The sequence below is a fragment of the Streptomyces sp. JNUCC 63 genome (assembly GCF_054366325.1).
Genome location: NZ_CM135963.1, coordinates 7,503,597 through 7,530,052 on the forward strand (window position 1 = coordinate 7,503,597; position 26,456 = coordinate 7,530,052).

At 73.4% G+C, this 26,456-nt stretch carries 20 protein-coding genes, 1 tRNA gene, 5 pseudogenes and 1 riboswitch; of the genes and pseudogenes, 15 read left to right on the forward strand and 11 right to left on the reverse strand.

All coding sequences use genetic code 11. The features are described from left to right. Positions 1 to 56: 56 nt before the first annotated feature. On the reverse strand, positions 57 to 1,670 hold the full coding sequence (locus ACX25U_RS34685) for a right-handed parallel beta-helix repeat-containing protein (protein ID WP_454385926.1): 1,614 nt from the start codon (positions 1,668 to 1,670) through the stop codon (positions 57 to 59). 157 nt (positions 1,671 to 1,827) lie between these two features. On the opposite strand from ACX25U_RS34685, the gene ACX25U_RS34690 reads away from it, so the two are divergent. Continuing rightward, positions 1,828 to 2,001, forward strand: coding sequence for a CsbD family protein (locus tag ACX25U_RS34690; RefSeq protein ID WP_454385927.1), 174 nt, complete (start codon positions 1,828 to 1,830; stop codon positions 1,999 to 2,001). Positions 2,002 to 2,113: 112 nt separating this feature from the next. Here ACX25U_RS34690 and ACX25U_RS34695 read toward each other — a convergent pair whose 3' ends face one another. Beyond that, entirely contained in the window at positions 2,114 to 2,647 is a 534-nt protein-coding gene (locus tag ACX25U_RS34695) for a hypothetical protein (RefSeq protein WP_454385928.1), read from the reverse strand. 82 nt (positions 2,648 to 2,729) lie between these two features. Continuing rightward, on the reverse strand, positions 2,730 to 3,263 hold the full coding sequence (locus ACX25U_RS34700; protein ID WP_454385929.1) for a DoxX family protein: 534 nt from the start codon (positions 3,261 to 3,263) through the stop codon (positions 2,730 to 2,732). Positions 3,264 to 3,372: 109 nt separating this feature from the next. Between ACX25U_RS34700 and ACX25U_RS34705 the strand changes: the two are divergent. The 4 genes and pseudogenes from ACX25U_RS34705 to ACX25U_RS34720 all read left to right on the forward strand — a co-directional run bounded on the left by ACX25U_RS34705 (position 3,373) and on the right by ACX25U_RS34720 (position 6,927). Further along, a pseudogene (locus tag ACX25U_RS34705) lies at positions 3,373 to 3,671 on the forward strand (hypothetical protein). 251 nt (positions 3,672 to 3,922) lie between these two features. Beyond that, a pseudogene (locus ACX25U_RS34710) lies at positions 3,923 to 4,330 on the forward strand (cytochrome P450); the annotation flags it as partial. A gap of 238 nt (positions 4,331 to 4,568) precedes the next feature. Next, positions 4,569 to 5,132 (forward strand): hemerythrin domain-containing protein, encoded by a 564-nt coding sequence (locus ACX25U_RS34715; protein WP_454385930.1) that lies wholly within the window; start codon positions 4,569 to 4,571, stop codon positions 5,130 to 5,132. Positions 5,133 to 5,346: 214 nt separating this feature from the next. Then, complete coding sequence (locus ACX25U_RS34720) at positions 5,347 to 6,927, forward strand: N,N-dimethylformamidase beta subunit family domain-containing protein (protein WP_454385931.1); 1,581 nt, start codon at positions 5,347 to 5,349, stop codon at positions 6,925 to 6,927. A 6-nt stretch (positions 6,928 to 6,933) separates the two neighbouring features. Here the strand turns inward: ACX25U_RS34720 and ACX25U_RS34725 are convergent, their stop codons facing one another. Then, positions 6,934 to 7,299: an STAS domain-containing protein gene (locus ACX25U_RS34725; RefSeq protein WP_454385932.1), complete on the reverse strand. Its 366-nt coding sequence runs from the start codon at positions 7,297 to 7,299 to the stop codon at positions 6,934 to 6,936. Positions 7,300 to 7,619: 320 nt separating this feature from the next. On the opposite strand from ACX25U_RS34725, the gene ACX25U_RS34730 reads away from it, so the two are divergent. Beyond that, on the forward strand, positions 7,620 to 8,855 hold the full coding sequence (locus ACX25U_RS34730) for a PP2C family protein-serine/threonine phosphatase (protein ID WP_454385933.1): 1,236 nt from the start codon (positions 7,620 to 7,622) through the stop codon (positions 8,853 to 8,855). Between the two features lie 403 nt (positions 8,856 to 9,258). Continuing rightward, positions 9,259 to 9,948: a hypothetical protein gene (locus tag ACX25U_RS34735; protein ID WP_454385934.1), complete on the forward strand. Its 690-nt coding sequence runs from the start codon at positions 9,259 to 9,261 to the stop codon at positions 9,946 to 9,948. Here the strand turns inward: ACX25U_RS34735 and ACX25U_RS34740 are convergent. The 3 genes from ACX25U_RS34740 to ACX25U_RS34750 all read right to left on the reverse strand — a co-directional run bounded on the left by ACX25U_RS34740 (position 9,843) and on the right by ACX25U_RS34750 (position 12,841). After that, positions 9,843 to 10,439 (reverse strand): PP2C family protein-serine/threonine phosphatase, encoded by a 597-nt coding sequence (locus tag ACX25U_RS34740; protein WP_454385935.1) that lies wholly within the window; start codon positions 10,437 to 10,439, stop codon positions 9,843 to 9,845. The genes ACX25U_RS34735 and ACX25U_RS34740 overlap by 106 nt on opposite strands. 104 nt (positions 10,440 to 10,543) lie before the next feature. After that, on the reverse strand, positions 10,544 to 10,753 hold the full coding sequence (locus ACX25U_RS34745) for a hypothetical protein (RefSeq protein ID WP_454385936.1): 210 nt from the start codon (positions 10,751 to 10,753) through the stop codon (positions 10,544 to 10,546). A 501-nt stretch (positions 10,754 to 11,254) separates the two neighbouring features. Next, positions 11,255 to 12,841 (reverse strand): NlpC/P60 family protein, encoded by a 1,587-nt coding sequence (locus ACX25U_RS34750; protein ID WP_454385937.1) that lies wholly within the window; start codon positions 12,839 to 12,841, stop codon positions 11,255 to 11,257. Between the two features lie 8 nt (positions 12,842 to 12,849). Continuing rightward, a riboswitch (cyclic di-AMP (ydaO/yuaA leader) is annotated at positions 12,850 to 13,024 on the reverse strand. 129 nt (positions 13,025 to 13,153) lie between these two features. On the opposite strand from ACX25U_RS34750, the pseudogene ACX25U_RS34755 reads away from it, so the two are divergent. Further along, positions 13,154 to 13,480: pseudogene (locus tag ACX25U_RS34755) on the forward strand (SOS response-associated peptidase); the annotation flags it as partial. A gap of 113 nt (positions 13,481 to 13,593) precedes the next feature. On the opposite strand, the gene tnpA reads toward ACX25U_RS34755, so the two are convergent. Continuing rightward, positions 13,594 to 14,034, reverse strand: coding sequence for an IS200/IS605 family transposase (gene tnpA, locus ACX25U_RS34760; protein WP_454385938.1), 441 nt, complete (start codon positions 14,032 to 14,034; stop codon positions 13,594 to 13,596). Between the two features lie 24 nt (positions 14,035 to 14,058). Between tnpA and ACX25U_RS34765 the strand changes: the two genes are divergently transcribed. From ACX25U_RS34765 to ACX25U_RS34780, 4 genes and pseudogenes are all read left to right on the forward strand, one after another. Then, positions 14,059 to 15,339, forward strand: coding sequence for an RNA-guided endonuclease InsQ/TnpB family protein (locus tag ACX25U_RS34765; protein ID WP_454385939.1), 1,281 nt, complete (start codon positions 14,059 to 14,061; stop codon positions 15,337 to 15,339). Between the two features lie 40 nt (positions 15,340 to 15,379). Next, positions 15,380 to 15,781: pseudogene (locus ACX25U_RS34770) on the forward strand (SOS response-associated peptidase family protein); the annotation flags it as partial. A gap of 208 nt (positions 15,782 to 15,989) precedes the next feature. Continuing rightward, entirely contained in the window at positions 15,990 to 17,162 is a 1,173-nt protein-coding gene (locus ACX25U_RS34775) for an AI-2E family transporter (protein ID WP_454385940.1), read from the forward strand. A gap of 88 nt (positions 17,163 to 17,250) precedes the next feature. Beyond that, the gene (locus tag ACX25U_RS34780) at positions 17,251 to 17,664 is read left to right on the forward strand and encodes an SRPBCC family protein (protein ID WP_454385941.1); all 414 of its coding nucleotides are present in this window, start codon (positions 17,251 to 17,253) and stop codon (positions 17,662 to 17,664) included. A gap of 85 nt (positions 17,665 to 17,749) precedes the next feature. On the opposite strand, the gene ACX25U_RS34785 is transcribed toward ACX25U_RS34780, so the two are convergent. Then, positions 17,750 to 18,481, reverse strand: a complete 732-nt coding sequence (locus ACX25U_RS34785; RefSeq protein WP_454385942.1) for a hypothetical protein — start codon at positions 18,479 to 18,481, stop codon at positions 17,750 to 17,752. 295 nt (positions 18,482 to 18,776) lie between these two features. Here ACX25U_RS34785 and selA point away from each other — a divergent pair, with 295 nt between their 5' ends. Together selA and ACX25U_RS34795 are read left to right on the forward strand one after the other, a co-directional pair. Then, positions 18,777 to 20,084: an L-seryl-tRNA(Sec) selenium transferase gene (selA, locus tag ACX25U_RS34790; protein WP_454394648.1), complete on the forward strand. Its 1,308-nt coding sequence runs from the start codon at positions 18,777 to 18,779 to the stop codon at positions 20,082 to 20,084. 7 nt (positions 20,085 to 20,091) lie between these two features. Then, positions 20,092 to 21,792: pseudogene (locus ACX25U_RS34795) on the forward strand (GTP-binding protein); the annotation flags it as partial. Between the two features lie 86 nt (positions 21,793 to 21,878). Here ACX25U_RS34795 and ACX25U_RS34800 read toward each other — a convergent pair. Beyond that, a tRNA-Sec gene (locus ACX25U_RS34800) sits at positions 21,879 to 21,971 on the reverse strand. A gap of 141 nt (positions 21,972 to 22,112) precedes the next feature. Here ACX25U_RS34800 and selD point away from each other — a divergent pair. Further along, complete coding sequence (gene selD / locus ACX25U_RS34805) at positions 22,113 to 23,135, forward strand: selenide, water dikinase SelD (protein ID WP_454385943.1); 1,023 nt, start codon at positions 22,113 to 22,115, stop codon at positions 23,133 to 23,135. Positions 23,136 to 23,149: 14 nt separating this feature from the next. On the opposite strand, the gene fdh is transcribed toward selD, so the two are convergent. Further along, on the reverse strand, positions 23,150 to 26,410 hold the full coding sequence (fdh, locus tag ACX25U_RS34810) for a formate dehydrogenase (protein ID WP_454385944.1): 3,261 nt from the start codon (positions 26,408 to 26,410) through the stop codon (positions 23,150 to 23,152). Between the last annotated feature and the right edge of the window lie 46 nt (positions 26,411 to 26,456).

A 26,456-nucleotide genomic window follows, 5' to 3' on the forward strand; every position in this document is an offset into this window, starting at 1 on the left:
CACTCCCCCGCGAGCCGCGGCCGACGGGTCCCGGCGCCCTGTTCCGCCGGGTGTCGTCACTCGTCGTTGTCGCGCCACCGTCCCCCGGCGGGCGGGGTGTCGAAGCGGGTGGCCGCGCAGGCGTTTCCGCTCAGGTCGTTGTCGGAGAAGCAGCCGCCGGACCACCTGCCGTCCCGGGTGATCCGCATGCCGTGGGTCTGGGTCCCGGCCCGCTCACCGTCCCCGATCCGGTTGCCGTGCATCTGCGGCCGTGCCATGGGGGCAGCGACCGTCAGTCCGGTGCGCAGCCCGGGAGCGGCGGGCAGCCGGTAGGCGGAGCCCGCCTCGGGCACGCCGTCCGGCCAGGCGGTGTCCGCGCCGGGCCGCACCGGCACCAGGGCGAGCTCGGTGGAGGTGTTGAAGGCGACCATGGCCGTCTGCCCGCCCACGGACACCTCCTTGCCGCGATGCCCGTCCGCGGACCAGTCGGCCTTGTCGTCGGTCAGCGAGAGCGCGGAGAAGGACACGCCGTCACCGCCGCCCTCCACGGCCCCGGCGGCGCGGCGGCCGTTGCCGAGGATCCGGTTGTCCAGGATCGCGGTGTCCCTCATCGGCGCATCGATACGGATGCCGTCCAGGGCGTTGTCCCGGATGTCGTTGGCCTCCAGCACGACGCCCCCGGTCGGTTCCTCGTCCCCGCCGGCCAGGTTGTGCTCCCAGTAGCCGTACCGGCCGTTGTTGCTGACGCGGTTGCCGCGGAAGGCGTACGGCCCCGGGGTGTTGCCCAGCCCGATCCCGTCACGGACGTTGCCGTCGATCACACAGCCGGTGACGATGCCGCCCCGACCGCCGATGTGAGTGGTGCCCTGGGAGGACACGTCGAATCCGGCCTGGTGGTTGCCCAGCATGGTCGAGGAGGTGACCAGCAGCCCGTCCGTGCCCCAGTCGGAGATGCCGAAGTAGTTGTCCTCGGTGTGGCAGGCGGTGATACGGATGCCGCGGGGCGGCGGCCAGTCCTCGTTCTGCAACTCCACGAAGATGCCGTTGGTGCCGTTGCCGATCGCGGTGCACGTGGTCACCGTCAGCCGTTCGACGCCGCCCCAGCCGCCCACGCCGACCCCGATGCCCGCGCCGCCCATCTGCTCGCCGCTGTCCTGCCGCCCGCACCGCTCGGCCAGCACCCCCTCCACCACTGTGTCCTGCAGGAAGTCGCAGCCGAAGCCGGTGGCCGCCGTGTCGTGGATGTACAGGTCGGTGAAGCGGCCGCGCAGCACGTACTGCAGGCCGAGGCCCTTGGCCAGCGGGTCGTACTCCTCGGTCGTCACACCCGAACCGTCGATCTCGAAGTGGGCGAAGGTGATGTCCGCGAGGTGGTTGTCCCGGCCGGCGCCGTGCTGGGCGGTGGTGAACCAGGTCAGCGGTACGGGCGTCGTGCGGTTGCCGGGGTTGCGCAGGACGAAGCAGGTGGCGCCGCGCCCCGCGCCCACCAGGGAGACGCCGCTGCGCCAGACGGTGGGCTCGTCGAGCATCAGGTACCGCCCGGCGGGGACGCACAGGACACGCGGGCGGCCGTCCGCGGCACACGCCGCGCCCAGCGTGTCCACCACACGCTGGAACGCCGGCTGGTCGTTGGTGATCCCGTCACCGGTCAATCCCCGCTCGCGGGCGTCGACGGTCAGCGGTACGGACATGGCGACGCTCCCTTGCTTCCTTCGAGCGGCTGCCCGCCCCGGGTACCCACCGAGCGCGCCGCGGCACCGAAGGCGGAGGAACGAGGTTTGACCGCCGCCCCGCCGAGCACCCGTAGGACTGAACACCGACGTCGATTCCGGCTTGGAGTGAGCGACAGTGGCTGGTGACGAGAAGGCCAAGGCCAAGAAGGAACAGATGAAGGGCAAGGCCAAGGAGACGGTCGGCCGCGCCGTGGGCAACGAGCGCATGACGGCCGAGGGACAGGCCGAGAAGTCCAAGGGCGACGCCCGTCAGGCCAAGGAGAAGACCAAGGACACCTTCAAGGACTGACCCGGCCGGCGTGGACCGGACCGTGAAGAGCCTCAGCGGGGCTCCCGCTCGACGAGCGGGGGTCCCGTCGGCGTCTTCGAGACCGCCGGCGTGATCGGCGTGAGCAGGGTCATCAGCGTGAGAAGATCTGCCCGGCCTGCAGCCTGCGCAGGTCCTCGAGGGTGCGCAGCTGCCGTCGGGCCCGTTCGAGCAGGTCGTCGAGGTGCCGCGGGTCCAGGCGCGCGTCGCGGTCGGCGAGGCCGCGGAGCACCTCCCACGCGCACGCCTTGCCCTGCACGCCGAGCTGCAGCAGCTCCAGCTCCAGCAGGGAACTGAGCGGAGAGCGCCGTACCAGTGCGCCGTTGCTCTTCAGCCGCCCGGCGCGTTCGCCGAGGAGTCCGGCGTACACCTTGTAGCGCCGTACCGGTATGTCCAGCCGGCGCATGATCCCCACCAGGCTCCGGCGGTCCTCGGCGATCTCGGCCGCGAGCGGGGCCATCGCGTCGCCGATCTCGGAGCCCCGGCAGGCCGTGGTGAGGTGGCGGGACCGCTCCGTGCCCACGGTCGCGCCGGCCAGATGGTCGTTGAGGTAGATCCCGAGCAGGTCGTGACCGGACTGTGCGGTGAGCACCGGCAGGCGTGTCCGGGAGCGGGCGTGATGGTGCATCGCGTGTCCTCCTTGTCGACGGTGCGCGGCCGGGCGAGCCGGAGGCCCGGGCCGTCGGGCCGGTCGACCCGGTCACCTCCGCTCAGGCCGACAGCTTGGCGCGCATGCCGCCGACCGCGGCGGCCGGGCGAGCCGTGGCCTGGACGGAGCGGCGCACCAGGCGGGCGTCGCGCTGCAGTTCGTGGCCCGCGTGACGGCCGCGCCACAGCAGGGACGGCGCGCTGCCGGTGTCGTCGGCCGCGATCAGCAGACCACCCAGCATGGACAGGTTCTTCAGGAAGTGGATCTGCTGCTGGGTGCGCCCGGCAGCGTCCTCCGCCTCCCAGAACCGGTGGCCGGCCAGGGTGGTGGGCACCAGGGTGGCGGCGAGGGCCAGCGCGGACAGCCGGGGGAAGCGGCCCAGACCCAGCAGCACACCCGCGACGACCTGGACGCCGCCGCTGAGCCGCACGCACTGTTCGGTGCGCTCCGGCAGCACCGGCACGCGCTCCCTGATCTGCCGTACGACGGGCTCGGCGAGCGGGGTCACCGCCTCGGGGTTGCGAACGGACTCGAGGCCTCCGGTGACGAACATGGAGGCGAGCAGGGGACGACCGACCATGCGCAGCAGACTCATGGCTCTCTCCGGGGGTGAGGGTGTGTGCGGCGTTCGCCCGGGTTCCCGTGCCCGACGAATGCAACCACGTACCACGCGTCCCGCGTACCGGCGACCGGATGGGGAACCGATGGCGGGAATCCGGTGTTACGCGGTGGCGGCCTCCGGCCAGTGGTGGGACGAGGAGGCCGGCTGCCTGCCGGGGAGGTCCACGCCTGGGAGCAGGGCACCAACCAGACGGTGTGCGGTCTGTCCCTGCACCGCTCCCGCCTGACCCGGTTCGCGGGCGTGTCATGGCCCGACGTCCAGCCGGAATCGGGCGGCGCCGCCGATGCCGTCCGCCGAGTCTGCCCCCGCTGCACGGCCGCCGCCACCCGCCGAGCCCCCGGCACCCACCGGAACTGGCACCGCATCAACCCACGGCCGTGAACCGCGGCGTACGTCAGCGGCCCACGTCCGGCCGTGCCGGACCGGACTCCGGCGCGTTTCGTCCCGTGCGCGCGGCCGTCGGGGCCCCGGCCCGCGCACACGGCCGCAGGGTATGCCCGCCCTCCGCCTCGCGGCGTAGGGTTCCAGGCCCGGTCGGCCGACCCGGCGCGCCGTGCCGGACCGGACTCCGGGGTCTCGTTCGTGCGGTCGGCGTGATCCCGGCGTCGGCCGGGGTCGGCAGCGCATCAGCCACGGCTCTGTCCTGGCGCGGGCACACGGTTCCGGCCGGCGGCATGGTGCTGCTCGACGTCTACGGGCAGAACCACGACGAGGACCTGTGGGGCGACCCGTACGCCTTCCGCCCGCAGCGCTTCCCGGACCGCCCGGTCGAGCGCGACGAACTGATCCCCCAGGGCGGCGGCGACCCGCGCACCGGCCACCGCTGTCCCGGCGAGGGCATCACCATCGGCCTGCTCCAAGCCCTGGCGGTCCGGCGGGCCCGGCTGGAGTACGACGTTCCCGACCAGGATCTGCGGATCCCGTTGCGCCGCATCCCGACGCGACCGCACAGCGGCTTCGTGATCAGCCGCGTCCGCGCGGGGGAGAACCGCCCAGCCCCCGTCGCAGCCTCGGCGCACCCGGGCGGCACGAGCACCTGAGCCCCGCCCTCCCCGGTACCCGGCGTACAGACCGGCCGCCCCGGGCAGACGGGCTGACGCGCCGATGGGCGGCCCAATCCACCGCCCCGCACGGCGCCGCTCGCTACACAGGAGGCGCGGGTGCACGGCATCCGCCGAACACGGCCTCGCGCTCGGCGGTGTGCCGCCGTCCGGCGCGGGAACCCGGCGGGCGGTCCACCGGTACGACCACCATCTTCCGACAGCAAGGAGCCCTGCCATGGGACACGGCGGAGACGTCATCCAGGAACTGACCACCGACCACCGCGAGGTGGAGGAGATCTTCCAGCAGATCGAGGCCCTCCCGCCGGGGGACAAACGGCGCAAGGACCTGGCCGACCGGGCCACCATCGAGCTGGTCCGCCACTCCGTGGCCGAGGAAATGTACCTGTACCCGGCGACGCGCCGGTACCTGCCGGACGGCGACGCGGTCGCCGACCGGGAGCTCCAGGACCACGCGGAGGCGGAGCGGACCATGAAGGACCTGGAGGGCTGCGGGGCGGACGACCCGCAGTTCGACCAGCTCATCGGCCGTCTGATGCGGGAGATCCGCGAGCACATCACCGACGAGGAGCAGAACCTCTTCCCGCAACTGCAGCGGACCGCCGGCAAGGAAGAGCTCGACCGGCTCGGCGAGAAGGTGCGTACGGCGAAGAAGACCGCACCGACCAGGCCGCACCCCGCCACACCGCAGACGCCGACCGCGCAGAAGCTCCTCGCGCCCGGCGTCGGAATGGTCGACCGGATCCGGGACGCGCTGTCCGGCCGCGGCAAGACCGACTGAGGTCCGGCCGCACGCAGGCCACCCCTCTCGCGGGGCCGTCGGGACCGTCAGGGGCCGTGCCGGCCCCGTAGTCGTGCCGGCCCCGTAGTCGTGACGGCGGCCCGTCACGCTCGGCGTCCGCCGCCCGTGCGGCCCACCGCCGCAGCCGCTACCTTCGTCGAAGGCGCGCCGGGAATCCCCGAGGAGAGGGTCAGTCCACGCCCAGGGAGGCCATGTGAGCCCGCACGAGTCACGGAAGCGCACCGGGGAGAGCCAGGGACACGGGCCGGGCCGCAGGAGTTTCCTCGGCCTGTGCGCCTGCGCCGGCCTCGGCGCGGCCGCCGCCTGCGACCACACGAACGCCCACCGGCCGCCCCGCGCCGCGGACAGCCACCGCCCGGAGGCGGAGCGGGACCGGCCCGGCGCCCGCGACTGGCGGATCGGCTCCCCCGGCCCGCCGGACGCGGTGGCCGGCTACACCGACCGGGTGAGTGTCACCCCGGGCCAGGAGTGCGGCCTGCACGTGTCGACCACGGCGTCCTCCTTCCGCGTCTCCGCCTACCGCGTCGGCTGGTACGGCGGGAGGGGCGCCCGGCTGATCTGGCGCTCCGAACCGGTGCGCGGACGCGCGCGGTCCGCCTCCCGGACCCCGTCCGCCACCCGCACCGTCCGCGCGGACTGGCCCCGCACCCTCACCCTCAGCACCGAGGGCTGGCCCGAAGGCGCCTACCTGATACGCCTCGACGCCGACCACGGCCACCAGCGGTACGTCCCGCTGATCGTGCGCTCCGAGCACGGCGCCGGCCGCACCGTACTCCTGCACGCCCCGGCCACCTGGCAGGCGTACAACCGGTGGGGTGGCTCCAGCCTCTACAACGGCGCCTCCGGCGCGTATGACACCCGCTCCCTCGCCGTCAGCTTCGACCGGCCCTACGACGCGAACGGTGCCGAGAAGTTCCTGGTGTACGAGTGGGCGGCCGTGGTCCTCGCCGAACGCCTGGGCATACCCCTGGCGTACACCACCGGCACCGACCTGCACCACGACCCGGAGGTGCTGCACGGCGCCACCGCGCTGATCTGCCTGGGCCACGACGAGTACTGGACGCCCCAGCAGCGGGGGCACGTCACCGCGGCCCGGGACGCGGGCACCAACATGGCCTTCCTCGGCGCCAACACCTGCTTCCGCCGGATCCGTCTGGAGGACGGGGAGCCGGGCGCCGAGCGCACCGTCGTCTGCTACAAGTCCTCCTACCGGAGCGACCCCTGCTACCCCTCCCGTCCGGCTCTGGTCACCACCGACTTCCGGCAGGCCCCGGCCGCCGACCCCGAGTCGTCCCTCACCGGAGTGCTCTACGAGGGCTATCCGGTGGACGCGCCCTACGTCGTGCACGCGGCGGACCACTGGCTGTACGAGGGCACGGGCACCCGCCCCGGCGAGAGCTTCGACCACCTGGTCGGAGTGGAGTACGACCGGGTCACCCCGGGCGCGCCCGTCCCCGAACCGCTGGAGATCACCGCGCACTCGCCGCTGGTGTGCGCGGGCAACCGCAGCCACAGCGACTCGGCGTACTACACGGCGCCCAGCGGGGCGGGCGTCTTCGCCACCGGCACCATGCGCTGGGTGGAGGCGCTGATGGCCGGCACCCCGGAGGGGGGCCGCGACCACGGCATGGACGCCCGCACCCGTGCCCTCGTCACCCGGACCACCGAGAACCTGCTGCGCGCCTTCGCCGAGGGCCCCGCCGCCCGCCACCGGCCGGCGCCTCGCCCCAACACCCGACAGGTGTACGGAACCGAGCCTTCCCCGGCCCCGTAGCTCCCCTTAGGCGGTGAGGGCCGCATCGAGGCTGGCGTAGCACGGTATGAGCGTGTCCACGCCGACGAGTTGCAGCACCCGCAGCACCGCCTCCTGCGGTGCGGCCAGCCGCAGCCGGCTGCCGCCCGTCTGGGCGGCCTGATAGGCGGTGATGAGGGCGTTGATGCCGCTGGAGTCCATGAAGGTCACGTCGCTGAGATCGACCACCGTGCCCGGCGCGCTCTCCAGGCAGGACAGCAGCGTGTCGCGGAGCCGCGCGCTGCCGTCGAGGTCGACCTCTCCCACGAGGGCCACGACACATGTGCCGTCGTCGGCCGTGGTACGGGTGATCAGCAGCCGCTCGGGCACCGCCGGTCCCTCGGTCTCTGCCACACTGCCCTCACTTCTCATCAACGTCTGGCCATGGTCAGGAGGTTGTTGGCCATGATGTTAGGGCTTCGTGAAGCCTGTGAGGGGCCGCTTGTCGAGCACGGCGGGCGTTCCAGGCGTATACGCGGGTAAAGGCGGGCGCGGCACCTGCGTGGCAACGCGGTGGTGAAGGCGGGCCGTACGGAGGCTGCTCCCGGCGGGGAAGAGCGGTCGGTGCGCGGCGCCGCCGCGCCGCGCACCACCCCCCACCTCGGTAAGAATCCGCTCCGGTCCCGCCCGGCACCGCGGGTCGCTACCCGTTGCCGCCCCTGCGCGGTGCTGGGATGAGGACGGCACAGCGGCAGAAAGGGGTGGTCGTGGACGGCGACCTGGTGTCGGGGCCCGGGAGCGCTGCCGCGAACCGCTTCGTACGGGCGGAGCGGGCGCTCTCCGCGATCGGTACGACCCTCGACGACCGCAGGACGGCGGCCGAACTCGCCGCGTTCCTGGTCGAGGAGCTGTGCGACTTCGCGACCGTCGACCTCTACGGCTCGCAGAAGGGCCACCGCGCGGCGGGCGAGTCCCTGCGGCCGGTCGCCGCGGCCGGCCGGCGCGACCTCCTCGACAGCCTGGAGAAGGGCCCGCGCGAGGACGTCTCCGTCCGCGCCCTGGACGCGGGCCACCCCATCACCGCCTCCTTCGCACCCGGCAGAGGTACGAACCTGGTCACCCTCTCGGTGCCACTGCTGACCCGGGACCGGGTCCACGGCGTCGCCCTCGCCCTGCGCACCGGGCGCCTCTTCGACGACGACGAGACAGTGGCCGCCCACTACGCGGCCCGGCTGACCGCCGCCCACCTGAGGCACGCGGAAGACCAGCGGGAGGCCGGCCCCAGGGTGTGGGACCTGCGGAAGGTGCTGCCCGCCGACCCCGGACGCCCCCACCCCGACGTGGACCTCGCCATCCGCTGGTCGCCCGGACCGGTGGGCGGCCACTGGTGCGAGACGGTACGCCTGCACTCCGGCCGCACCCTGCTGGTCGCCGGCGACGTCATGGGATACGGCCTGGACGCGGCGGTCGACATGAACGCCTACCGCTCCCTGCTGCGGTACATCGCCTCCACCGACCTCGCGCCGCACGGCATCCTGCGCCGGCTGGACGCCACGATGTCCACGGAGAGCGGCCGCCGCCCGGCGACCTGCCTGCTGGCCCTGCTGGACCCGGCGCACGGCACGGCCCTGCTCGCCGGCGCGGGACACCCGCCCCCGGTCGTCGTCCGTGCCGACGGCACCGCCGCCCCGGTCGCGCTGCCCGTCGGTCCCCCGCTCGGCACCGGCGGCAGCGCCTATCAGGCGACCGGCCTGCCCTTCGCGCCGGACGACACACTGGTGATGTTCACCTACGGGCTGATCGAGCGGCGCGGCGAGGACATCGACACCTCGCTCGGCCGCCTGGCCGCCTTACGGGTACGGCCCGGCCAGGGCGTCGGCGAACTCCTGGACGAGATCCTGGTCGCGGCTCTCGGCGGGCGGGACGACGACATCGCCGTGATCGCGGCCCGCCTGCGCCCCCGGCCCTGACGAACACGTCCGGGCTCCTCCCCTCCCGGCACCCGCGCCACTGACGAGAACCGGCCATCCCGCCCGCCGGGCGGCCGCCGTATGCGAGGCGGACACTGGACGGCATGACCCATGGGCCCGAGTTCGCGGCGCGCCCGGTCGAGCGCCGGACCGTACTGCTGGGCATGGTGGGGGTCCTGCTCGGGACGGCGGGCTGTACGAGCGCCGCGCCCGGGCCGGAGCCGACCGCCTCCGGCGCGTCCGCGTCGGGCACGGCAGGGGCCCTTCCCCGCACCACCCCCTGGCGCCCCACGTCCGCCGAGGTCCACCCCGAGGTGAAACGGCGCGCCGTCGAACTCGTCGAGGCGATCGGAGCCTGGGCCGGCGGAGGGGCGGCGCGCCCGCGGCGAGGGCCAGAGTGGCCGTGCTGCACCTGCCGGCCGCTCTCGTGGCCCGGGCCGGACCGCTGCTGCCGTCCGCCGACGAGGCGGTGCTGCAGGTGGTGGACGCCCAGTACGGCGGGATCCTCGCCGACTCGGCGAGCGTGCTCGTGGTGTGCCGGCAGTGGACCCGGCACGGCGGTGCCGTTCGCGCGGGCGGGACGACGGTCGACGTACGGCTGGCGTGGTCCGGCACCGGATGGACCGTCACCGCCCTGCACCCGGCCCATCCCGGCGCGCCGCTGTCCTCGCCGCCGGCCGGCGTGCGCCGGGTGCTGGACGACGCCCGGGTCGCGCTGCCGCCCGCGGCGCGGGCCGACCTGAACAGCGGCCAGGTCCACGACAGCGTGCTCACCGCGATGCTGCGCCTGGCGGGCACGTACCGGATGTACGTCAGTGTGGTCCGCTCCGGGCACCCGCTGGACGTGTTCGGCACCAGCCGCCCCAGCGACCACCCGCGCGGGCGCGCCTTCGACGTGTGGCAGATCGACGGCCACGCGGTCGTCCACCCCGCCACGCCCCGCTTCCTCGTCGAACGCTTCATGCGGGACGCGGTGGCGGCCGGCTCCTACAACGTCGGCGGCCCTGCCCTCCTGTCCGGCGGCAGCGCCCCGGACCAGTTCTTCAGCGACGCCACCCACCACGACCACGTGCACATCGGATTCCGGACCTGAAAGCCGTCGGGCACGCCCTCGGCGTGACCGATGCCGTCCCACGCGCGCGTGCCGTTCGCGTGCGGCAGGAGGACGGCGATGCCGTCCGTGCGGCGGCCCGCCGGCCAGGTGTGGCCGACGAGGTCGTCGATCAGCTTCTCCAGGTCGTGTGCGTCGGTGTCGGCCAGGTGCTGGGCGAGACCGGCGGTGGTCTCCGCGGCGTCGGTGCCGCGGGCCTCCACGAGGCCGTCCGTGGACAGGGCGAGGACCGCCTCGGGCGGCGGCGTGGCGGCGGTGACGGGGGAACCGGCGCGGATGCCGACGCCGAGCAGCGGGCCGGGGCCGGCGTCCAGCACGCTCGCCTCACCGGGCCGCCGGCGCAGCGGCGGGGGCATGTGGCCGGCGTCGGCCAGTGTGACGTGGTGGCGGGCCAGGCCGAGGTGGACGTACGGACAGGAGACCGGCAGGTCGTACTCCAGGCCGGCGAGCAGCCGGTCGGTGCAGGCCGGCACCTTGTCGGGAGGCCACGCGGCGGGGGACGACCGCGGCGGTATCCGTTCTGCTGCGGGGTCGGCCGGTGGCCGTCGGGCGACGGGCGACGGGCGTCACCCCGCCGTCAGGCCAGTGCCACCATGAGCGCGGCCACCACGGTGAGTGCTGCCAGAGGCACTATGAACAGGCGCGCGCGTTCCACCCAGGCCGGCCGGGCGCAGCCGCGGAGCCAGGGACGGTCGTCGCCGTGCGCGGCGCCCGGTGCGGCGAGGTCACGGACCGGGCCGAGCAGCGAGCGGCACCAGGGGCAGTCGCTGTCCTCCCACGCTTCCACGCCGCGCTCAACGACATGCCCGGGTCCGGGCAACGCCCACGCCCACCATCGTGATGCCGCCGTCACCGGGCCGTGAGCAAGCGGTGCCCCGAGCGGCCCGGGCCAGGCCTCGGGAAACGGCCCGGTGGCCTCCCCGGCCGGCCTCACAGGCCCGGGAGCCCACGGGGTACGGGCACCGCGGGCACCTTGGGCAGCGCCCCGGCCGACGCTCCCCGAGGCACCTCGCCGGACCCGACGCCCCACGGCCGCAGCAGCGGCGTACCGGGCTCGTGTTCGGGTGTGCCCGGCCGCAGGCGAGGCGGGTGGACGGGGGACGGGTGGTCGCAGGGCCCGCTGGTCGGTTCCACGGCCCGGGAAGAGCTGTCCATGCCGGAGCAAACGGCGCGTACGCCCCCCGCGTACTCGTCGCACTCCGGCGTCTCACCGCATCAGGTGAGGACACCCCTCGAACGGCGGCCTCCGCTCATGCGACAAGCTGCCCGGCAGGGGGCCCGGAGTGGCTCAGGCGGGCCGTATCGCGCTGTGGATGGCCTGCGGGCCGGCGAAGAAGATCGACTCCTCGCGTATCGACGCCCCCGGGCTCGGAGCGTGGACCATCGTGCCGCTGCCGGCGTAGAGGCCGACGTGGTTGACCTCGCTGTAGAAGAAGACCAGGTCTCCGGGCCGGAGGTCGGCGAGCTCGACCGGTGTGCCGGAGCCGGCCTGCTCGAAGGCCGCACGGGGGAGCGCCACCCCGGCGGCCCGCCAGGCGGCCTGGATGAGGCTCGAGCAGTCGTACGAGTCCGGCCCGGTCGCCCCCCAGACGCACGGCCTGCCGATCTGCGCGCGGGCGAACTCGAGCGCCTTGGCGGCCTTCCTCTCATAGGCCGAGGCCGGTGTCTCGGCGACGCCGAGGGAGGCGGCGGCGTTGTCCACGGCCGCTGCCTGGCCGACGGCCTGGCTGGCGTCGAAGAGCGAGTTCCCGTCCAGGGGCGGGGTGGTGTCGAACAGCCCGGTGGAGTGCTGCTGCCACTGCGCCGCTCCCTGCTGAGCGGCGTGCCGGGACAGCAGCTCACGGGCCCGGGTGAGCTTGGCCTGCAACTGGCCCTTGGACGACCTCGGCACCGGCTGCCGGCGGCCGGCCACCAAGACACGCGGCGCGCCGGACGCCTGCGGCCGTGTCTCGGCCGCGGGCGGAAGCGTCCCCACGGACCCGAAAGCCGGCCCCGCGGGACCGACGGCCGGCGACTCGATCGGCCCGGTGGGCCGGGGCTCCGTGGGCCCGGTGCCGAGTACGTCCATGCTGCCGGTGGGCGGAGGCTGCATGGACCGACTGGACAGCGCGTCCAAGGCCCCGGTGGGCTGGGGTTCCATGGGCCGGGTGGTGAGTGCGTCCATGGTGCCGGTGGGCTGGGGTTGCATGGCGCGGCTGGTGAGTGTGTCCATGGCACCGGTGAGTTGGGCCTGTGTGGACCGGGCAGCCGGTGCCTCCATGGTCCCGGTGGGCTGGGGCTCCACGGTGCCGGTCGGTCGGGGTTCCATGGACCGGGCGGTCAGTGCCTCCATGGCCCCCGTGGGCTGGGGTTCCATGGACCGGCTGGTCAACTCCGCGACGGGAGCGGCCGACGTGGCGGCAGGTGGCGCCGCGGGCAACTCCCGTACTGGCGGGGCCGGTGCGGCGGCCGTGGGGCCGGCCGGGAGCTCGGGTGCCGGTCTGGTCTGCGCCGGACCCGCGGTCAGCTCCAGCCGGGACGGCCTGCTCTTCAGCCCCAGTTCCTCCAGAACGTCCTCCGGACGCCTACTCGGCTTCTCCGTACGGGAGTTGGCCCGACTCGGCATGCGGTCGGGCGGCAGGACCGCCGGAACGGTCGGGCCCAACTGGGCGCGCGCCGCGTCGAACCACTGCCTGGCCACCCGGTCAAGGGCCGGATCGGATCCCCGGGAACTGCCCCACACCCCCGAACCACCCCGCGCACGCCCGCTCTTGCTCATCGCGCGGGTGGCGTTGAAGTTCCCCGTGGCGCTCTCCGCCTGGTCGTAGAGGCTGCTGATCCGCTGCCGCACCTCAGCGCGGCTGGGCCTGTCGTCGCTCGGTCGTTCCGGCGCCAAGGAAGACGCACTCCTTCCATAGCCCGCCTGCCGAGTCAGCTGTCGGGTTCGGGCGGACGTTCTGTGGAAGGCGTGCCCTACGGCCCTTGTCCGGAGGGACAGTTGAGCCGATTCACCCCAATGTCGGTTGGGTCCCCGGCTCCGGTTGCCGTGGGGGCGTACCGGACTCGGCGGAGGTCGCACGATCCGACGGGACTCGCCGGAGGCAATCGTGCGGCCTGGACGTCAACTTAGCGAACGTGTGTGCCTCGTGTGAAGATTGAAGTGCGGTATGTCCGATACGTAAATGTGACCTTCCCCGGATGAGGCCCCATGTGCGGTCGTTACGTCTCCACCCGCAGCCCTGAGGACCTGGTCCAGCACTTCAGGGTCACCGAGTGGCGCCCGGAGGAGGCGCTGGAGCCCAGCTGGAACGTCGCCCCGACCAACCGGGTGTGGGCCGTACTGGAACGCGCCCCGCGAGAGAACCGTGAGGCCGCCTCCGCGCGCAGGGAGCTGCGGCCGCTGCGCTGGGGACTGGTCCCTTCCTGGGCGAAGGACGCGCGGATCGGCGCCCGGCTGATCAACGCACGGGCCGAGACCGTGCACGAGAAGCCCGCTTTCCGCCGCGCCTTCGTCAAACGCCGCTGCCTGCCACCCGGCCCGACGGCGCCCCCATCTACCTTTGATCTTGCGCAGTGCGCCGTCCTCCAGGGCGGTGGTGAAGCGCATCTTAAGACTGTTCTGGCTCGCACCGTGGGCATTGGTCTGCACTATTGACCTCGGCTCACGGGGCGCTGCTGATTCTCGATGTACTGGCGTACGGCGGTGAGTGGCGCTCCTCCGCACGATCCGGCGAAGTAGGAGCCGGACCAGAAGTGCCCGCCCCACAGATGCCGGCGCACGTGCGTGTCGTATTCCTTGCGCAGCAGCCGGGCGGAGACGCCCTTGAGGGAGTTGACCAGCTTGGAGAGCTGGACCTTGGGCGGGTAGTGCACCAGCAGGTGTACGTGATCGTGCTCGCCGTTGAACTGCTTCAGCTCGGCCTCGAAGTCCTCGCACACCTCCCGCATGATCTCCTCGCACCTGTTGAGCATGGCGTCGGTGAAGGCGCCCCGTCGGTATTTAGTGACAAAAACCAAGTGAACGTGCAGGTTGTAGACGACGTGACGTCCGGTGCGCACATCGGGATTCGGATTCCATCGCGGTGACATAGACCAAATGGTAAGCTGACGACTGTGAGTCAAGAAGCCTTGGTCAAGCGGCAGTTCGGGCACCGCGCCCGGCTTGCGCTGTCGCCTGCCGGGGTGTCGACGGCCGACGCCCAGGCGCATGCGGCCCGTGCGATGTGGAACCTGCTGCACGCGTGGTGGCAGACGATGCCGAAGGACAAGCGGACCCTCGCGAACGCCGACGCCGCGATACGCCAGGCCCGCAAGGACCTCGATTTCCTTGCCGTTCTGCCCGCGCAGGCCGCGCAGGCGGTGCTGAAGACGTACGTCCAGGCATGGAAGAACTGCTGGGAGGGCCGGGCGGACGCCCCGAACTTCAAGGGCCGGTTCCGGTCCGTGATGAGCGTGGACATTCCGCAGGGCCGGGACTTGAACATCAAACGCGTGCACCGCCGCTGGGGCATGGTCAACCTGCCCAAGATCGGCCGGGTCCGATTCCGCTGGACCAAAGACCTCCCCGTCGGGAAGTACGCCACCACCGAGAACCGGATCACCGGAGCCCGGCTCATCAAAGACACGCTCGGCTGGCGCATCGCCTTCCGCGTGACGACCCTGGCGCCCAGGCCCGAGGCTCACACCGGTCCCGAGGTCGGTATCGACGTGGGCGTCACCGTCCCTCTCGCCCTCTCGGACGCTACGACGTACCAGCACGGCGAATGGCTGACCGAGAAGGAGAAGGCCAAGCTTCTGCGCTTGGAGCAGCGCGCCGCCCAGCGCAAGAAGCACCGCGAACCCGGCGAGCGCACCTCGCGCCGCCTGCACCGCACCTATGACCAGATCGCCCAGCTCCGAGCGAAAGCCAAGCGACGGGCAGCGGACTGGCAGCACCAGACGACCACCACCATCGCCCGCACCTACAGCACGGTCGTGGTCGAGGCACTCACCATCACGAACATGGTCAAGTCGGCTCGGGGCACCGTCGAAGAGCCGGGCAGGAACGTCGCCCGGAAAGCCGGGCTGAACCGCTCCATCGCCGCCGAGGCGTGGGGCCGTACGGTCACGATGCTGACGTACAAGACCGCCCGACACGGCGGCACCCTGGTCAAGATCCCCGCCCCTGGCACCTCCCAGCGCTGCTCAGCCTGTGGTTTCACCACTCCGGGCAGCCGGGAGTCCCAGGCCGTGTTCGTATGCAAGAACCCGGACTGCGGCTGGTCGGGCAACGCCGACCACAACGCGGCCCGGAACATCTTGCACCTGTACCGGATCGGCCTCATGGCGATCCCGGCTGCTGGAAGAGCAGTCGTCAGGCGCGCTCGCCGCGTCAAGCCTCCCACCGCAAGGTAGGGCGGAATCTCCCCCCGTTCACGGGGGGAGAACGCTTCAAGAATGGCAGCAGGTCACGTCCGGAACGACCGGCAGGACCCGTAAGCAGCCGTACTTCATCAGCCCCGAGGACGGCCGGCTGATGGCGCTCGCCGGACTGTACGAATACTGGCGCGACCCGGAGGTGAAGCGGGACGACGACCCCGCCGCCTGGCTGACGACCTGCACCATCACCACCACCGAGGCCACCGACGCCGCCGGCCGCGTCCACCCCCGCATGCCGCTCGCCCTCACCTCGGACCACTACGACGCCTGGCTCGACCTCCGCCACCAGAACCCCGACGAGCTGCGGGAACTGCTGAGCCCCCCGGCGGGCGGGCATCTCGGCGCCCGGCCCGTCTCCCCGGCCGTCAACAACGTACGCAACAACGGCCCCGCCCTGCTGGAGGAGACCCCGCCGTGACAGGCCGACCCACCGCGGCCACCCGGCCTCGCGCAGCGCCGTACGCCGGACGGGCACCCGTTCCCCCGGATGCCCCCGACGACCGCCCGGCCGGGCGAACCGCACCCGTGCCCCCGCCCGACCAGCCCTTACCGTGCTCTAGACACGACCGTCACAGCTGACGTGGCGACGGTCCCGACGTGACGGCCGGTCGGAAGCGGGAGGCGCGGTGGCGGATGCGGGCGGTCCGGCGCCCGGGCGGGGCCGCGGGCGCCGGGCGGGCGGCGTGGTGCCGGGCAGCCGCCCGGCGCGCCCCGTACGCCTCCCGCCGCGCGCCCGGCCCGCTCCCGCCGCCACGAAGGCCGAGCGCACGGTGCCCTGGCTGCGCGTCGCCGCCGCCTATGCCTGGCGGCTCATCCTCGTCGGCGGCGTCGTCTACGGCGTCTTCACCGTCCTCGGCCGTTTCCAGCTCATCGCCGTGGCCATCTTCCTGGCCCTGGTCATCACCTCGGTCCTGCGCCCCCTGACCGACCTGCTGAACCACCTCCTGCCACGACCGCTCAGCGTCGCCGTCGCCCTGGTCGGCAGCCTGCTCGCCCTGCTCGCTCTGCTCGGCTTCGTGGCCAACGTGGTGGCGGGGGAGTCGGCAAAGCTGGCGAGCGAGTTCGGCGGCGGCATCCACCGGATCGAGCAGTGGCTGCAGCGTCCGCCGTTCCGGATCAGCCAGGGCAGACTCGCCGGCCTGCAAAAGCAGGTCCTGTCCTACCTGTCCGCGCACCGCGCCGGCCTGGTCAGCAGGGCCCTCAGCGGCTTCGGCCGGCTCGTGGAGCTGGCCGCCGCGGGCGGCCTCGCGCTCTTCTCGTCCGTCTTCTTCATCCACTCCGGCGAGAGATTCTGGCGATGGGTGAGCGAGGAACTGCTGCCCCGCGGGGCCCGGCCGACGTGGGACCGGGCGGGGCAGGCGGCCTGGCGGGCCTTCGCCGGATACACCCGCGGCATCATCATCGTGGCCGCCACCAACGCCGTACTGGTCGGTGTCGCCCTGCTGGCGCTGCGCGTACCGCTCGCGCTGCCACTGATGCTGCTGGAGTTCTTCGCCGCGTTCGTGCCGCTGGTGGGGTCGCCGGTCGCGCTCGGTGTGGCCACGGTGGTCGCCCTCGCCGGGCGCGGCCCGCTCACCGCCGTGGCCGTGCTCGCCCTCATCGTCGTCATCGGCCAGATCGAAGGGCACGTGCTCCATCCCCTGGTCATGAGCTGGGCGGTCCGTCTGCACCCCCTCGTGGTCGCCGTCTCCGTCATCGCGGGCAGCATCGTCGCGGGCGTGATCGGCGCAGTCGTCGCCGTCCCGTTCGTCTCGGTCGCCTGGGCGGTCCTGCGCGCCCTGCGGCCCGCCCCGCCCTGACGCCCCGGACCGGCGGCCGGGGCTTTTCGGCCGCGGCAGAAGGGGCACGCGTTCCTGGTACGACCCCGAGTGGAGGAACGGTGCACCCATGGCCGAGTACGAGCGTTCACGCACCATGCCCGCAGCGCCCGAGCAGGTCTTCGATCAGGCCGCCAACGTCGCCCAGCTCGACGCCTGGCTGCCCGACGACCTGCACGTGCGCCCCGAGGAGCCGCCCGCCGTCACGGTGCACGAGGACCACACCGACCAGGACACCTCCGCGCTGCTGCGCGCCGAACACGATCAGATGCGCATCGAGTGGGGCACCCGCGAGCAGGGCAGCTACGCGGGCTGGCTCCAGGTCGCCGGCATCGGCAGCGGCGCCAGTGAGGTGACCGTCCACCTGTCGTTCTTCGACGACACCCACGACCCGGGCGAACGAGCCGTCCGCGACGCCCTCGACAGCAGCCTGCGCCGCCTGGAGGAACAGGTACGACTGCGCGTCGACAACACGGCGGGCTGACCGAGCGAGGTTCCGCGAGCGGCCGCTGCGACCACGGCCACCGCTGTGGGGACTCGCCGGACGGGGCGTGCTCCGGTTGCGGCTTTCACCGGTCGACGCCAGTGCCCCGGCAGGCACACGTTGCCTGCCGGGGCCAGTGGCCAGTTCGCCGGCCGGCGTCCCGAGATCGAGGCGGCGGTGAAAAATCCCCGCCCCGGTCCGCCACCGTCGTGGTGACGCGTACCAGGCAGGGCTTGCGTGGGGTCGACCCGAAGCCGAAGCGCACGGGCGGTACGACCGCCCCCGGCGGCCCCAGGTCCTCGCCCTCGAAGACGGCACCGGCGCTCCTGACCGGTCGCAGGTCCTGCGCGCCGTACCACTCGTAGCGCCCGCCACCGGCCGTGCCGCAGGTGCGCACGCCCCGCAGCAGGCGTGCCGGCAGGCCCACCGCCTCGATCCAGCGCGGGCGGGCGGCGAGCGCCCGCGGCACGGCGCGCAGCACCAGCCCCAGCGGACCCCGCCGGCCGGTGGTGAAGCGCAGGGTCAGCGAGGTCGCGGTGACGGCCCAGCAGTCACCCCGGACCGTCACCCGGACCGGCTCGACCCGCACCTCGTCGAAGGTGTAGGTCTCGGCGATGAAGCGGGCCGCCCGGTGGTCGGGGGCCAGCAGCACGCGGTGCCCGTCGCGCCGCTCGATCATCACGTCGCCGAACGCCCCGAACGGCGAGTGCGCCCAGCACCCCAGCACAAGACGCGTACCGGAGGCCGTGCCGATCCCGGCGATATGACCGTCGAAGATCCAACGCGTGCGTCCACTGTTCACCCGGCACCTCTTCACTCCTGCCGGCGACGGCGACGGCGACGCGCGCCGACGGCATCGGCGCCGGCAAAGTGGACGGGGATCCGTGCGGGTTCCCGTCGCCTGCCCCGCCAAACGGCGATTCCGCACGTCCGGACGCGTTGTCCGCCGCTGCCCGGGTACACGAGCGGCTGCCCGCGGCGGGACCGGAGCCGACCGTTCCGCGCCGTACGGCGTGTCGTGCGGACGGCCGTGGGCACTGGGAGACGATGGGCGTGCCATGACAGCCACGAGGTCGGGCTGGAGACGGAGGGGCCGGGTGGAACAACAAGTCATGGGGCAGGTGAGCGATGCCCGGCGGCGGATCCCCCGCACCGACGCCGTCCTGCGGGACCCGCGCCTGGTGGACGCGGCGGGCCGGCTCGGGCCCGGACCGGTCAAGGCCGCGGTCCGGCAGGCCCAGGAGCAGGCACGCCACGGCGCCCTCGCCCCCGAGGAGGTGGCGGACACCGCCGTGGCGCTGCTGCCGCGTGCGGCGGGCGGGCTGCGTCCGGTGATCAACGCCACCGGGGTGCTGCTGCACACCAACCTCGGCCGGGCCTCCCTGTCCGCGGCGGCCCGGCAGGCGGTGCAGGACGCCGCCGGGCCCACGGACGTCGAGCTGGACCTGCGGACCGGGGTGCGGGCCCGCCGGGGCCGCACCGCCCTGGACGCGCTGCGCGGCCAGGTGCCGTCCGCCGCGGCGGCGCACGTCGTCAACAACGGCGCCGCCGCCCTCGTCCTCGCCGCCACCGCCCTCGCCGCCGGCAAGGAGATCGTCATCAGCCGGGGCGAGATGGTGGAGATCGGGGACGGCTTCCGGCTGCCGGACCTGCTGGTGTCCACCGGGGCCCGGCTCCGCGAGGTCGGCACCACGAACCGTACGACCGTCGAGGACTACGCCCACGCGATCGGCCCCGAGACGGCCTTCGTGCTGAAGGTGCACCCCTCCAACTTCCGCATCACCGGCTTCACCCGTGCCGCCGGCATCCGCGAACTGGCGGCGCTGGACGTGCCGGTGATCGTCGACATCGGTTCCGGACTGCTCGCCCCCCATCCGCTGCTGCCCGACGAGCCCGACGCCGAGACCCAGTTGAGGACCGGCGCGGCGCTGGTGACCGCCAGCGGCGACAAACTGCTCGGCGGCCCGCAGTGCGGACTGCTCCTCGGTGACGCGGACCTCGTGCGCGCCCTGTCCCGGCACCCCCTGGCCCGCGCCCTGCGCGTGGACAAACTCACCCTGGCCGCGCTGGAGGCGACCCTGACGGGCCCCGACACCCCGACCGCCGTGTCCCTCACCGCCGACGCGGGCCGGCTCATGCGCCGCGCCGAACGGCTCGCCGCCGCACTGAGCGCCGCCGGCGTCGACGTCCGGGCCGTCCCCAGCGCCGCCACGGTCGGCGGTGGCGGCGCGCCCGGCGTGACGTTGCCCAGCGCCGCGCTGTCCCTGCCGGAGCCGTACGCCGCCGTGCTGCGCACCGGCCCGGTGCCGGTCGTGGGCCGGCTGGAGGGCGGCCGGTGCCTGCTGGATCTGCGGGCGGTGCCCGCCGAGGACGACGAACGGCTGGCCGAGGCCGTGCGGTCGGCGGCGGCGGAAGGGTAGGCGAGCCATGCGGGTACTGGCCACCGCGGGGCATGTCGACCACGGCAAGTCCGCCCTGGTACGGGCGCTGACCGGGATGGAACCCGACCGCTACGAGGAGGAGAGGCGCCGCGGACTCACCCTCGACCTCGGCTTCGTGTGGACCCGGCTCGACACCGAAGGCGGGCACCTCGCCTTCGTCGACGTGCCCGGGCACGAGAAGTTCGTGGCCACCATGCTGGCCGGGGTCGGCCCCGTGCCCGCCGTGCTGTTCGTGGTCGCCGCCGACCAGGGCTGGCAGCCGCAGTCCGAGGAACACCTGGCGATCCTCGACGCCCTCGGCGTGCGGCACGCCGTCCTCGCCGTGACCCGCAGCGACCTGGCCGACCCCGGACCGGTGCGCGCCGACGCCCTCCAGCGGCTGGCCCGGACCTCGCTCGGCACCGTGCCGTCCGTCGCGGTGAGCGCGGTGACCGGCGCCGGACTGGACGAGCTGCGCACCGAACTGGCCCGGCTGGCCCGCGCGCTGCCCGTGCCGCCCGCCGACGCGGACGTACGGCTGTGGCTGGACCGCGCCTTCACCGTGCGCGGGCACGGGACCGTGGTGACCGGCACCCTCGGCGCGGGAACCCTGCGCCTCGGCGACCGGCTGGTGACCGGGGACGGCTCGGCCCCACTGAGGGTGCGCGGGCTGCAGTGCCTGCAGCAGGAGCGCAGCGCTGTCAGCGGGGTCGCCCGGGTCGCGGTCAACGTGCACGGCCCGCTCGACGGGGAGTTGCGGCGCGGACAGGTGCTGCTGACCCCGGACCGCTGGCTGCTCACCGACCGGATCGACGTCCGCGTCACCGGAGAGCCGGTCGACGAACTGCCCCGCACCGCCGGCCTGCACATCGGCACGGCGGCCGTCCCGGTGACCGTCCGCCCCCTCGGCGAGGACACCGCCAGGCTGACCCTGCGCCATCCGCTGCCGCTGCGCGTCGGGGACCGGGCGGTCCTGCGCGAGGCGGGCGGGCGGCGCATGCCCTGCGCCGCGACCGTGCTCGACGTGTGCCCGCCGGACCTGACCCGCCGGGGCGCCGGACGGGCCAGGGCGGCGGAACTGGCCACGATGACGGGCCGCCCCGACGGTGCGGCGGAGCTACGGCGCCGCGGGCTCGTCCGCCGCTCCCGCCTGCTGGCCATGGGCGTATCCCCGCCCTGCCCGCCCGTCACCGGAGACTGGCTGGCCGACCAGGCCCACTGGGCCCGGCTGCGCGGGAGGCTGGCCGCCGAGGTCGAGCGGTACGCACGCCGGCACCCCATGGAGCCGGGACTGCCGACCGAGGCGGCCCGGCACCTGCTCGACCTGCCCGACCGGGCCCTGGTGGACGCACTCGCCCGGACACCGGGCGAGCCACGGCTGCAGCGCCGCGACGGGCGCCTGTACGGCCCCGGCAGCGTCGGCCCCAACCTGCCCCCGCCGGTCCGGGCGGCCGTCGACGCGGTGCGGCGCGAGCTGGAACGGGCACCGTTCCGCGCGCCGGAGGCCGACCGCCTCGCTCAACTCGGGCTCGACCGCAAGGCCGTGGCCGCGGCCGTCTCCGCGGGCGCGCTGCTGCGGGTCGGCGACGGGATCGTGCTGCTTCCGGGGGCGGACGTCCGGGCCGCAGCGGTGCTGCGCCGCCTGCCACAGCCCTTCACGCTCAGCGAGGCGCGCAAGGCGCTCGACACCACTCGCAGGGTCGCCGTGCCGCTGCTGGAGTTCCTCGACGCCCGCGGCCACACCGAGCGGGTGGACGACCAGCGCAGACGCTGCCGGGCGGACACCGGGGGGAGCGGAGGCGGACGGGAATCGAACCCGCCTGCCCGAGATCCTCGGGCACCTCGGTTTTGAAGACCGGGAGGGCCACCAGGCACCCACACGCCTCCACCGGCCGACAGGCTACCGGAAGGACCCCGCGCGGTACCGGCGGGCACGGTGCGTTCGAACAGCGCGTACGGCGGTACCCGGCGCGCCGCACAGACGACGCAAACAGACGACGGAAACCGGCTGAGATCAGGAGACCCGGCATGACCGCCACCGCTGACACTCCCGTACGGCTCACGCAGTTCGCCCACGGCGGCGGCTGCGCCTGCAAGATTCCGCCGGGCGAGCTGGAGGACGTGCTCGGCGGACTGTCGGCGGCGCTTCCCGCCGCCGGCGACACCCCGCTGCTGGTCGGTCTGGCCACGGGCGACGACGCCGCCGTCGTCACGCTGCCCGCGCGGGGCGGCGCCGCGCAGGCGGTGGTCGCCACCGCCGACTTCTTCACCCCGGTCGTCGACGACCCCTACGACTGGGGACGCATCGCCGCGGCCAACGCCCTGTCGGACGTGTACGCGATGGGCGGCCGTCCCGTCCTGGCGGTCAACCTGCTGGCCTGGCCGCGTGACGTACTGCCCTTCGACCTGGCCCGCGAGGTGCTGCGCGGCGGGCTGGAGGTCGCCGCCGAGGCCGGCTGCCACGTGGGCGGCGGACACAGCGTCGACGACCCCGAACCCAAGTACGGCATGGCCGTCACCGGCCTCGCGGACCCGGAGCGGCTGCTGCGCAACGACGCGGGATGCCCCGGACTGCCCCTGACGCTGACCAAGCCCCTCGGCCTGGGCGTGCTGAACAACCGCCACAAGGCCACCGGCGAGCGGTTCGCACAGGCCGTCGCCACCATGGTGGCCCTCAACCGCGACGCCTGTGCCGCCGCCCTGGCCGCCGGCGCCTCCTGCGCCACCGACGTGACGGGCTTCGGCCTCCTCGGCCACCTGCACAAGCTGGCCCGCGCCTCGGGCGTGACGGCCGTGGTCGACACCGCCGCCGTACCGTACCTGGACGGCGCCCGGGAGGCCGTACGCGACGGCTACGTCAGCGGCGGCACCCGCCGCAACCTGGAGTGGGTGGCCCCGCACACCGACTTCGGCGACACCGACAGCGACACCCGCCTCCTCCTGGCCGACGCCCAGACCTCCGGGGGCCTCCTCGTCGCCGGCGAGATCCCCGGCCACCCGGTGATCGGTGAACTCGTCCCACGCGGCCCCCACTCGGTCGTCCTGAGGTAACCGGTCGCCCCCGGTCAGGGCTCCGTTCCGGTCCGGGCGTCGATGCCTGCCCGGGCCCGGTAGGAACGGACCAGTTCCGGAGCGGCCGGGCCCCTGGGGCGGCGGCCCGGCCGGATGTCGACGGCGAAGGCCTTGGTCTCCTGGATGTGGGTGTTGGGGTCGAGGGACAGGTGGACCAGCTCGTTGGCGGCGTCGCCGGTGCTGTAGCCGTTCGGCCCCCAGTGGTAGGGCAGGCCCACCTGGTGCAGGGTGCGGCCGTGCACCGTCAGCGGCGGCACCCGGTCGGTGACCAGCACCCGCGCCTCGATCACACCACGGGCGCTGACGATGGTCGCCCAGCCGGTGTGCTCCAGGCCCCGCTCGGCGGCCAGTTCCGGCGACACCTCGCAGAAGAACTCCGGCTGCAGCTCCGCCAGGTACGGCAGCCAGCGGGACATGCCGCCCGCGGTGTGGTGCTCGGTCAGCCGGTAGGTGGTCGCCACGAACGGGAACACCTCCGAGCCCGGCTCACCAGGGCTCGGCTGGTAGCGGTTGTCCGGGTGCGGCGGCATCAACTGCCGTACCGGGTTGCGCTGCTGGCCGTACAGCAGGTTGGGGAACGGCGAGTCCTGCGGCTCGTAGTGCGCCGGCAGCGGCCCGTCGGTCAGCCCGGACGGCACGTACAGCCACGCCCTGCCGTCGGCCTGCATGATGAACGGGTCGGTGCCCGACAAGGCCTCGGGGCCGGTCGCGTCCTTCGGTGGCCGGTGGCCGGGGGCTTTGTCCTTCTTGAAGTCGGCGATGTCGTGGCCCGTCCACTCCGCCTCGTCCTCGTCCCACCACACCAGCGCCTTGCGCTCGCTCCACGGCTTGCCGTCCGGGTCCGCCGAGGCCCGGTTGTACAGGATTCGGCGGTTGGCCGGCCAGGCCCAGCCCCACTCGTTCGCCACCCAGTTCTGCTCCTCGCCCGGCTTGCGGCGGGCGGCCTGGTTGACGCCGTCGGCGTAGACACCGCAGTAGATCCAGCAGCCGCACGCGGTGGAGCCGTCGGGGTGCAGCTGCTCGTAGGAGGCCAGCGGGTTGCCCTCGGCGTCGTAGCCGTTGATCTCGGCAAGCACCGCCTCCGCATCGGGCTCGGCGATCCCGCCCTTCGTGGGATAGTCCCAGCTCAGGTCGAGCACCGGCCGATCCATCGGGTCGGTGGACCGGGCGAGCTTCTGCCGGATGATCCGGCCGAGGTGGAAGGTGAACCACAGGTCGCTGCGTGACTCGCCGGGCGGCTCGACGGCCTGGTGGTGCCACTGCAGCAGCCGCTGGGTGTTGGTGAAGCTGCCGTCCTTCTCGGTGTGCGCGGCGGCCGGCAGGAAGAACACCTCGGTGCGGATGTCCTCCGTGCTCAGCTCCCCGGTCTCGATCTCCGGGCCGTCCTTCCACCAGGTGGCCGACTCGATCAGGGAGAAGTCCCGTACGACGAGCCAGTCCAGGTTGGCCATGCCGAGACGCTGCAGCTTGGCGTTGGCGGAGCCGACCGCGGGGTTCTCGCCCATCAGGAAGTAACCCTTGCAGGTCCCCTCCAGCTGGGCGTTCACCGTCTCGTAGGTGGAGTGCGAGCCGGTCAGCCGCGGTAGGTAGTCGAAGCAGAAGTCGTTCTCGGGGGTCGCCGCCTCACCCCAGTACGCCTTCAGCAGGCTCACCAGGTACGCGCGCATGTTGCCCCAGTAGCCCTTGCTCGCAGCCTCGCCGTGGACGAAGGAGTCCAGGTCCTCGTTCTGGTGCGCGTGCGGCATCGGGATGTACCCGGGCAGCAGGTTGAACAGGGTGGGGATGTCGGTGGATCCCTGGATGGAGGCGTGCCCGCGCAGCGCCATGATGCCGCCGCCCGGCCGGCCGATGTTGCCCAGCAGGCTCTGCAGCACGGCGGCCGCGCGGATGTACTGCACGCCCACGGTGTGCTGGGTCCAGCCCACCGCGTAGGCGAACGCGGTGGTCCGCTCCCGCCCGGAGTTCTCCGTCACCAGCTCGCACACCTGACGGAACAGCTCCTGCGGCACCCCGCAGATCCGCTCCACCATTTCCGGCGTATAGCGGGCGTAGTGCCGCTTGAGCACCTGGAAGACACACCGCGGGTGGGTCATCGTCTCGTCGCGCTCGGGTTCGCCCCCGCCGATGTCCGCGCCGCCCGAGCCGTGGGCCTCGCCGCGTCCCGCCTCGGCCAGCGACTTGCCGCCGCCGGTGCGCCTGTCGTACTCCGCGTCGCGCTGCCCGGAGGCCGCCTGCACCTCCATGCCCTCGTACTGCCAGCTGCTGTTGTCGTAGCTGCGGCCCTCGCGGTCCAGGCCGGAGAACACGCCGTTCAGGTCCTCGGTGTCCCGGAAGTCCTCGCTCAGCACCACGGGCCCGTTGGTGTAGGCCACGACGTAGTCACGGAAGTATTTGTCGTTGCTCAGGACGTAGTTGATGACCCCGCCGAGGAAGGCGATGTCCGAGCCCGCGCGCAGCGGCACGTGCACGTCGGCCAGCGCGCTGGTGCGGGTGAACCGCGGGTCGACGTGGATCACCTTCGCGCCGCGGGCCTTGGCCTCCATCACCCACTGGAACCCGACCGGATGGCACTCGGCCATGTTCGAGCCCTGGATGACGATGCAGTCGGAGTTCTGCAGGTCCTGCTGGAAGGTGGTCGCGCCGCCGCGGCCGAACGAGGTTCCCAGACTGGGAACGGTGGAGGAGTGTCAAACACGCGCCTGGTTCTCGATCTGGATCGCACCCAGGGCGGTGAACAGCTTCTTGATCAGGTAGTTCTCTTCGTTGTCCAGCGTCGCCCCGCCGAGGCTGGCGATACCCAGCGTGCGCCGGGTGCGGAGGTCGTCCACCTCCCACTGCCAGCCGGCCCGGCGGGCCTCGATCACCCGGTCGGCGATCATGTCCATCGCCGTGTCCAGGTCGAGCCGCTCCCACTCGGTGCCGTGCGGGCGCCGGTACAGGACGTGGTGCTCCCGCGCGCCGCCGGTGGTCAGCTGCAGGCTGGCCGCGCCCTTGGGGCACAGCCGGCCGCGGGAGATGGGGGAGTCGGGGTCGCCCTCGATCTGGGTGACCCGCTCGTCCTCGACGTAGACGTTCTGGCCGCAGCCCACGGCGCAGTACGGACAGACCGACTTCACCACCCGGTCCGCCGAGGCGACCCTGGGGGTCAGCCGCGTGCTGGGCCCGCTCTTGGCGGCGGCCCCGCGGCCCAGGGGATCGGTGCCCTTGAGCTGGCGGTAGACCGGCCAGGAGTCGATCCACGTGCGTACACCCATGAGATGTAGCCCTTTCGGTACTGCTGCTCGGTGCCGTGCGGCCGTT

Bases quoted from the DNA above. Each gene is read 5' to 3' on its own strand.
- ACX25U_RS34685 (WP_454385926.1), bottom strand. From the start codon at position 1,670: ATGTCCGTACCGCTGACCGTCGACGCCCGCGAGCGGGGATTGACCGGT.
- ACX25U_RS34695 (WP_454385928.1), bottom strand. From the start codon at position 2,647: ATGCACCATCACGCCCGCTCCCGGACACGCCTGCCGGTGCTCACCGCA.
- ACX25U_RS34700 (WP_454385929.1), bottom strand. From the start codon at position 3,263: ATGAGTCTGCTGCGCATGGTCGGTCGTCCCCTGCTCGCCTCCATGTTC.
- ACX25U_RS34715 (WP_454385930.1), top strand. From the start codon at position 4,569: ATGGGACACGGCGGAGACGTCATCCAGGAACTGACCACCGACCACCGC.
- ACX25U_RS34730 (WP_454385933.1), top strand. From the start codon at position 7,620: ATGAGGACGGCACAGCGGCAGAAAGGGGTGGTCGTGGACGGCGACCTG.
- tnpA (WP_454385938.1), bottom strand. From the start codon at position 14,034: ATGTCACCGCGATGGAATCCGAATCCCGATGTGCGCACCGGACGTCAC.
- ACX25U_RS34780 (WP_454385941.1), top strand. From the start codon at position 17,251: ATGGCCGAGTACGAGCGTTCACGCACCATGCCCGCAGCGCCCGAGCAG.
- selA (WP_454394648.1), top strand. From the start codon at position 18,777: ATGGGGCAGGTGAGCGATGCCCGGCGGCGGATCCCCCGCACCGACGCC.
- selD (WP_454385943.1), top strand. From the start codon at position 22,113: ATGACCGCCACCGCTGACACTCCCGTACGGCTCACGCAGTTCGCCCAC.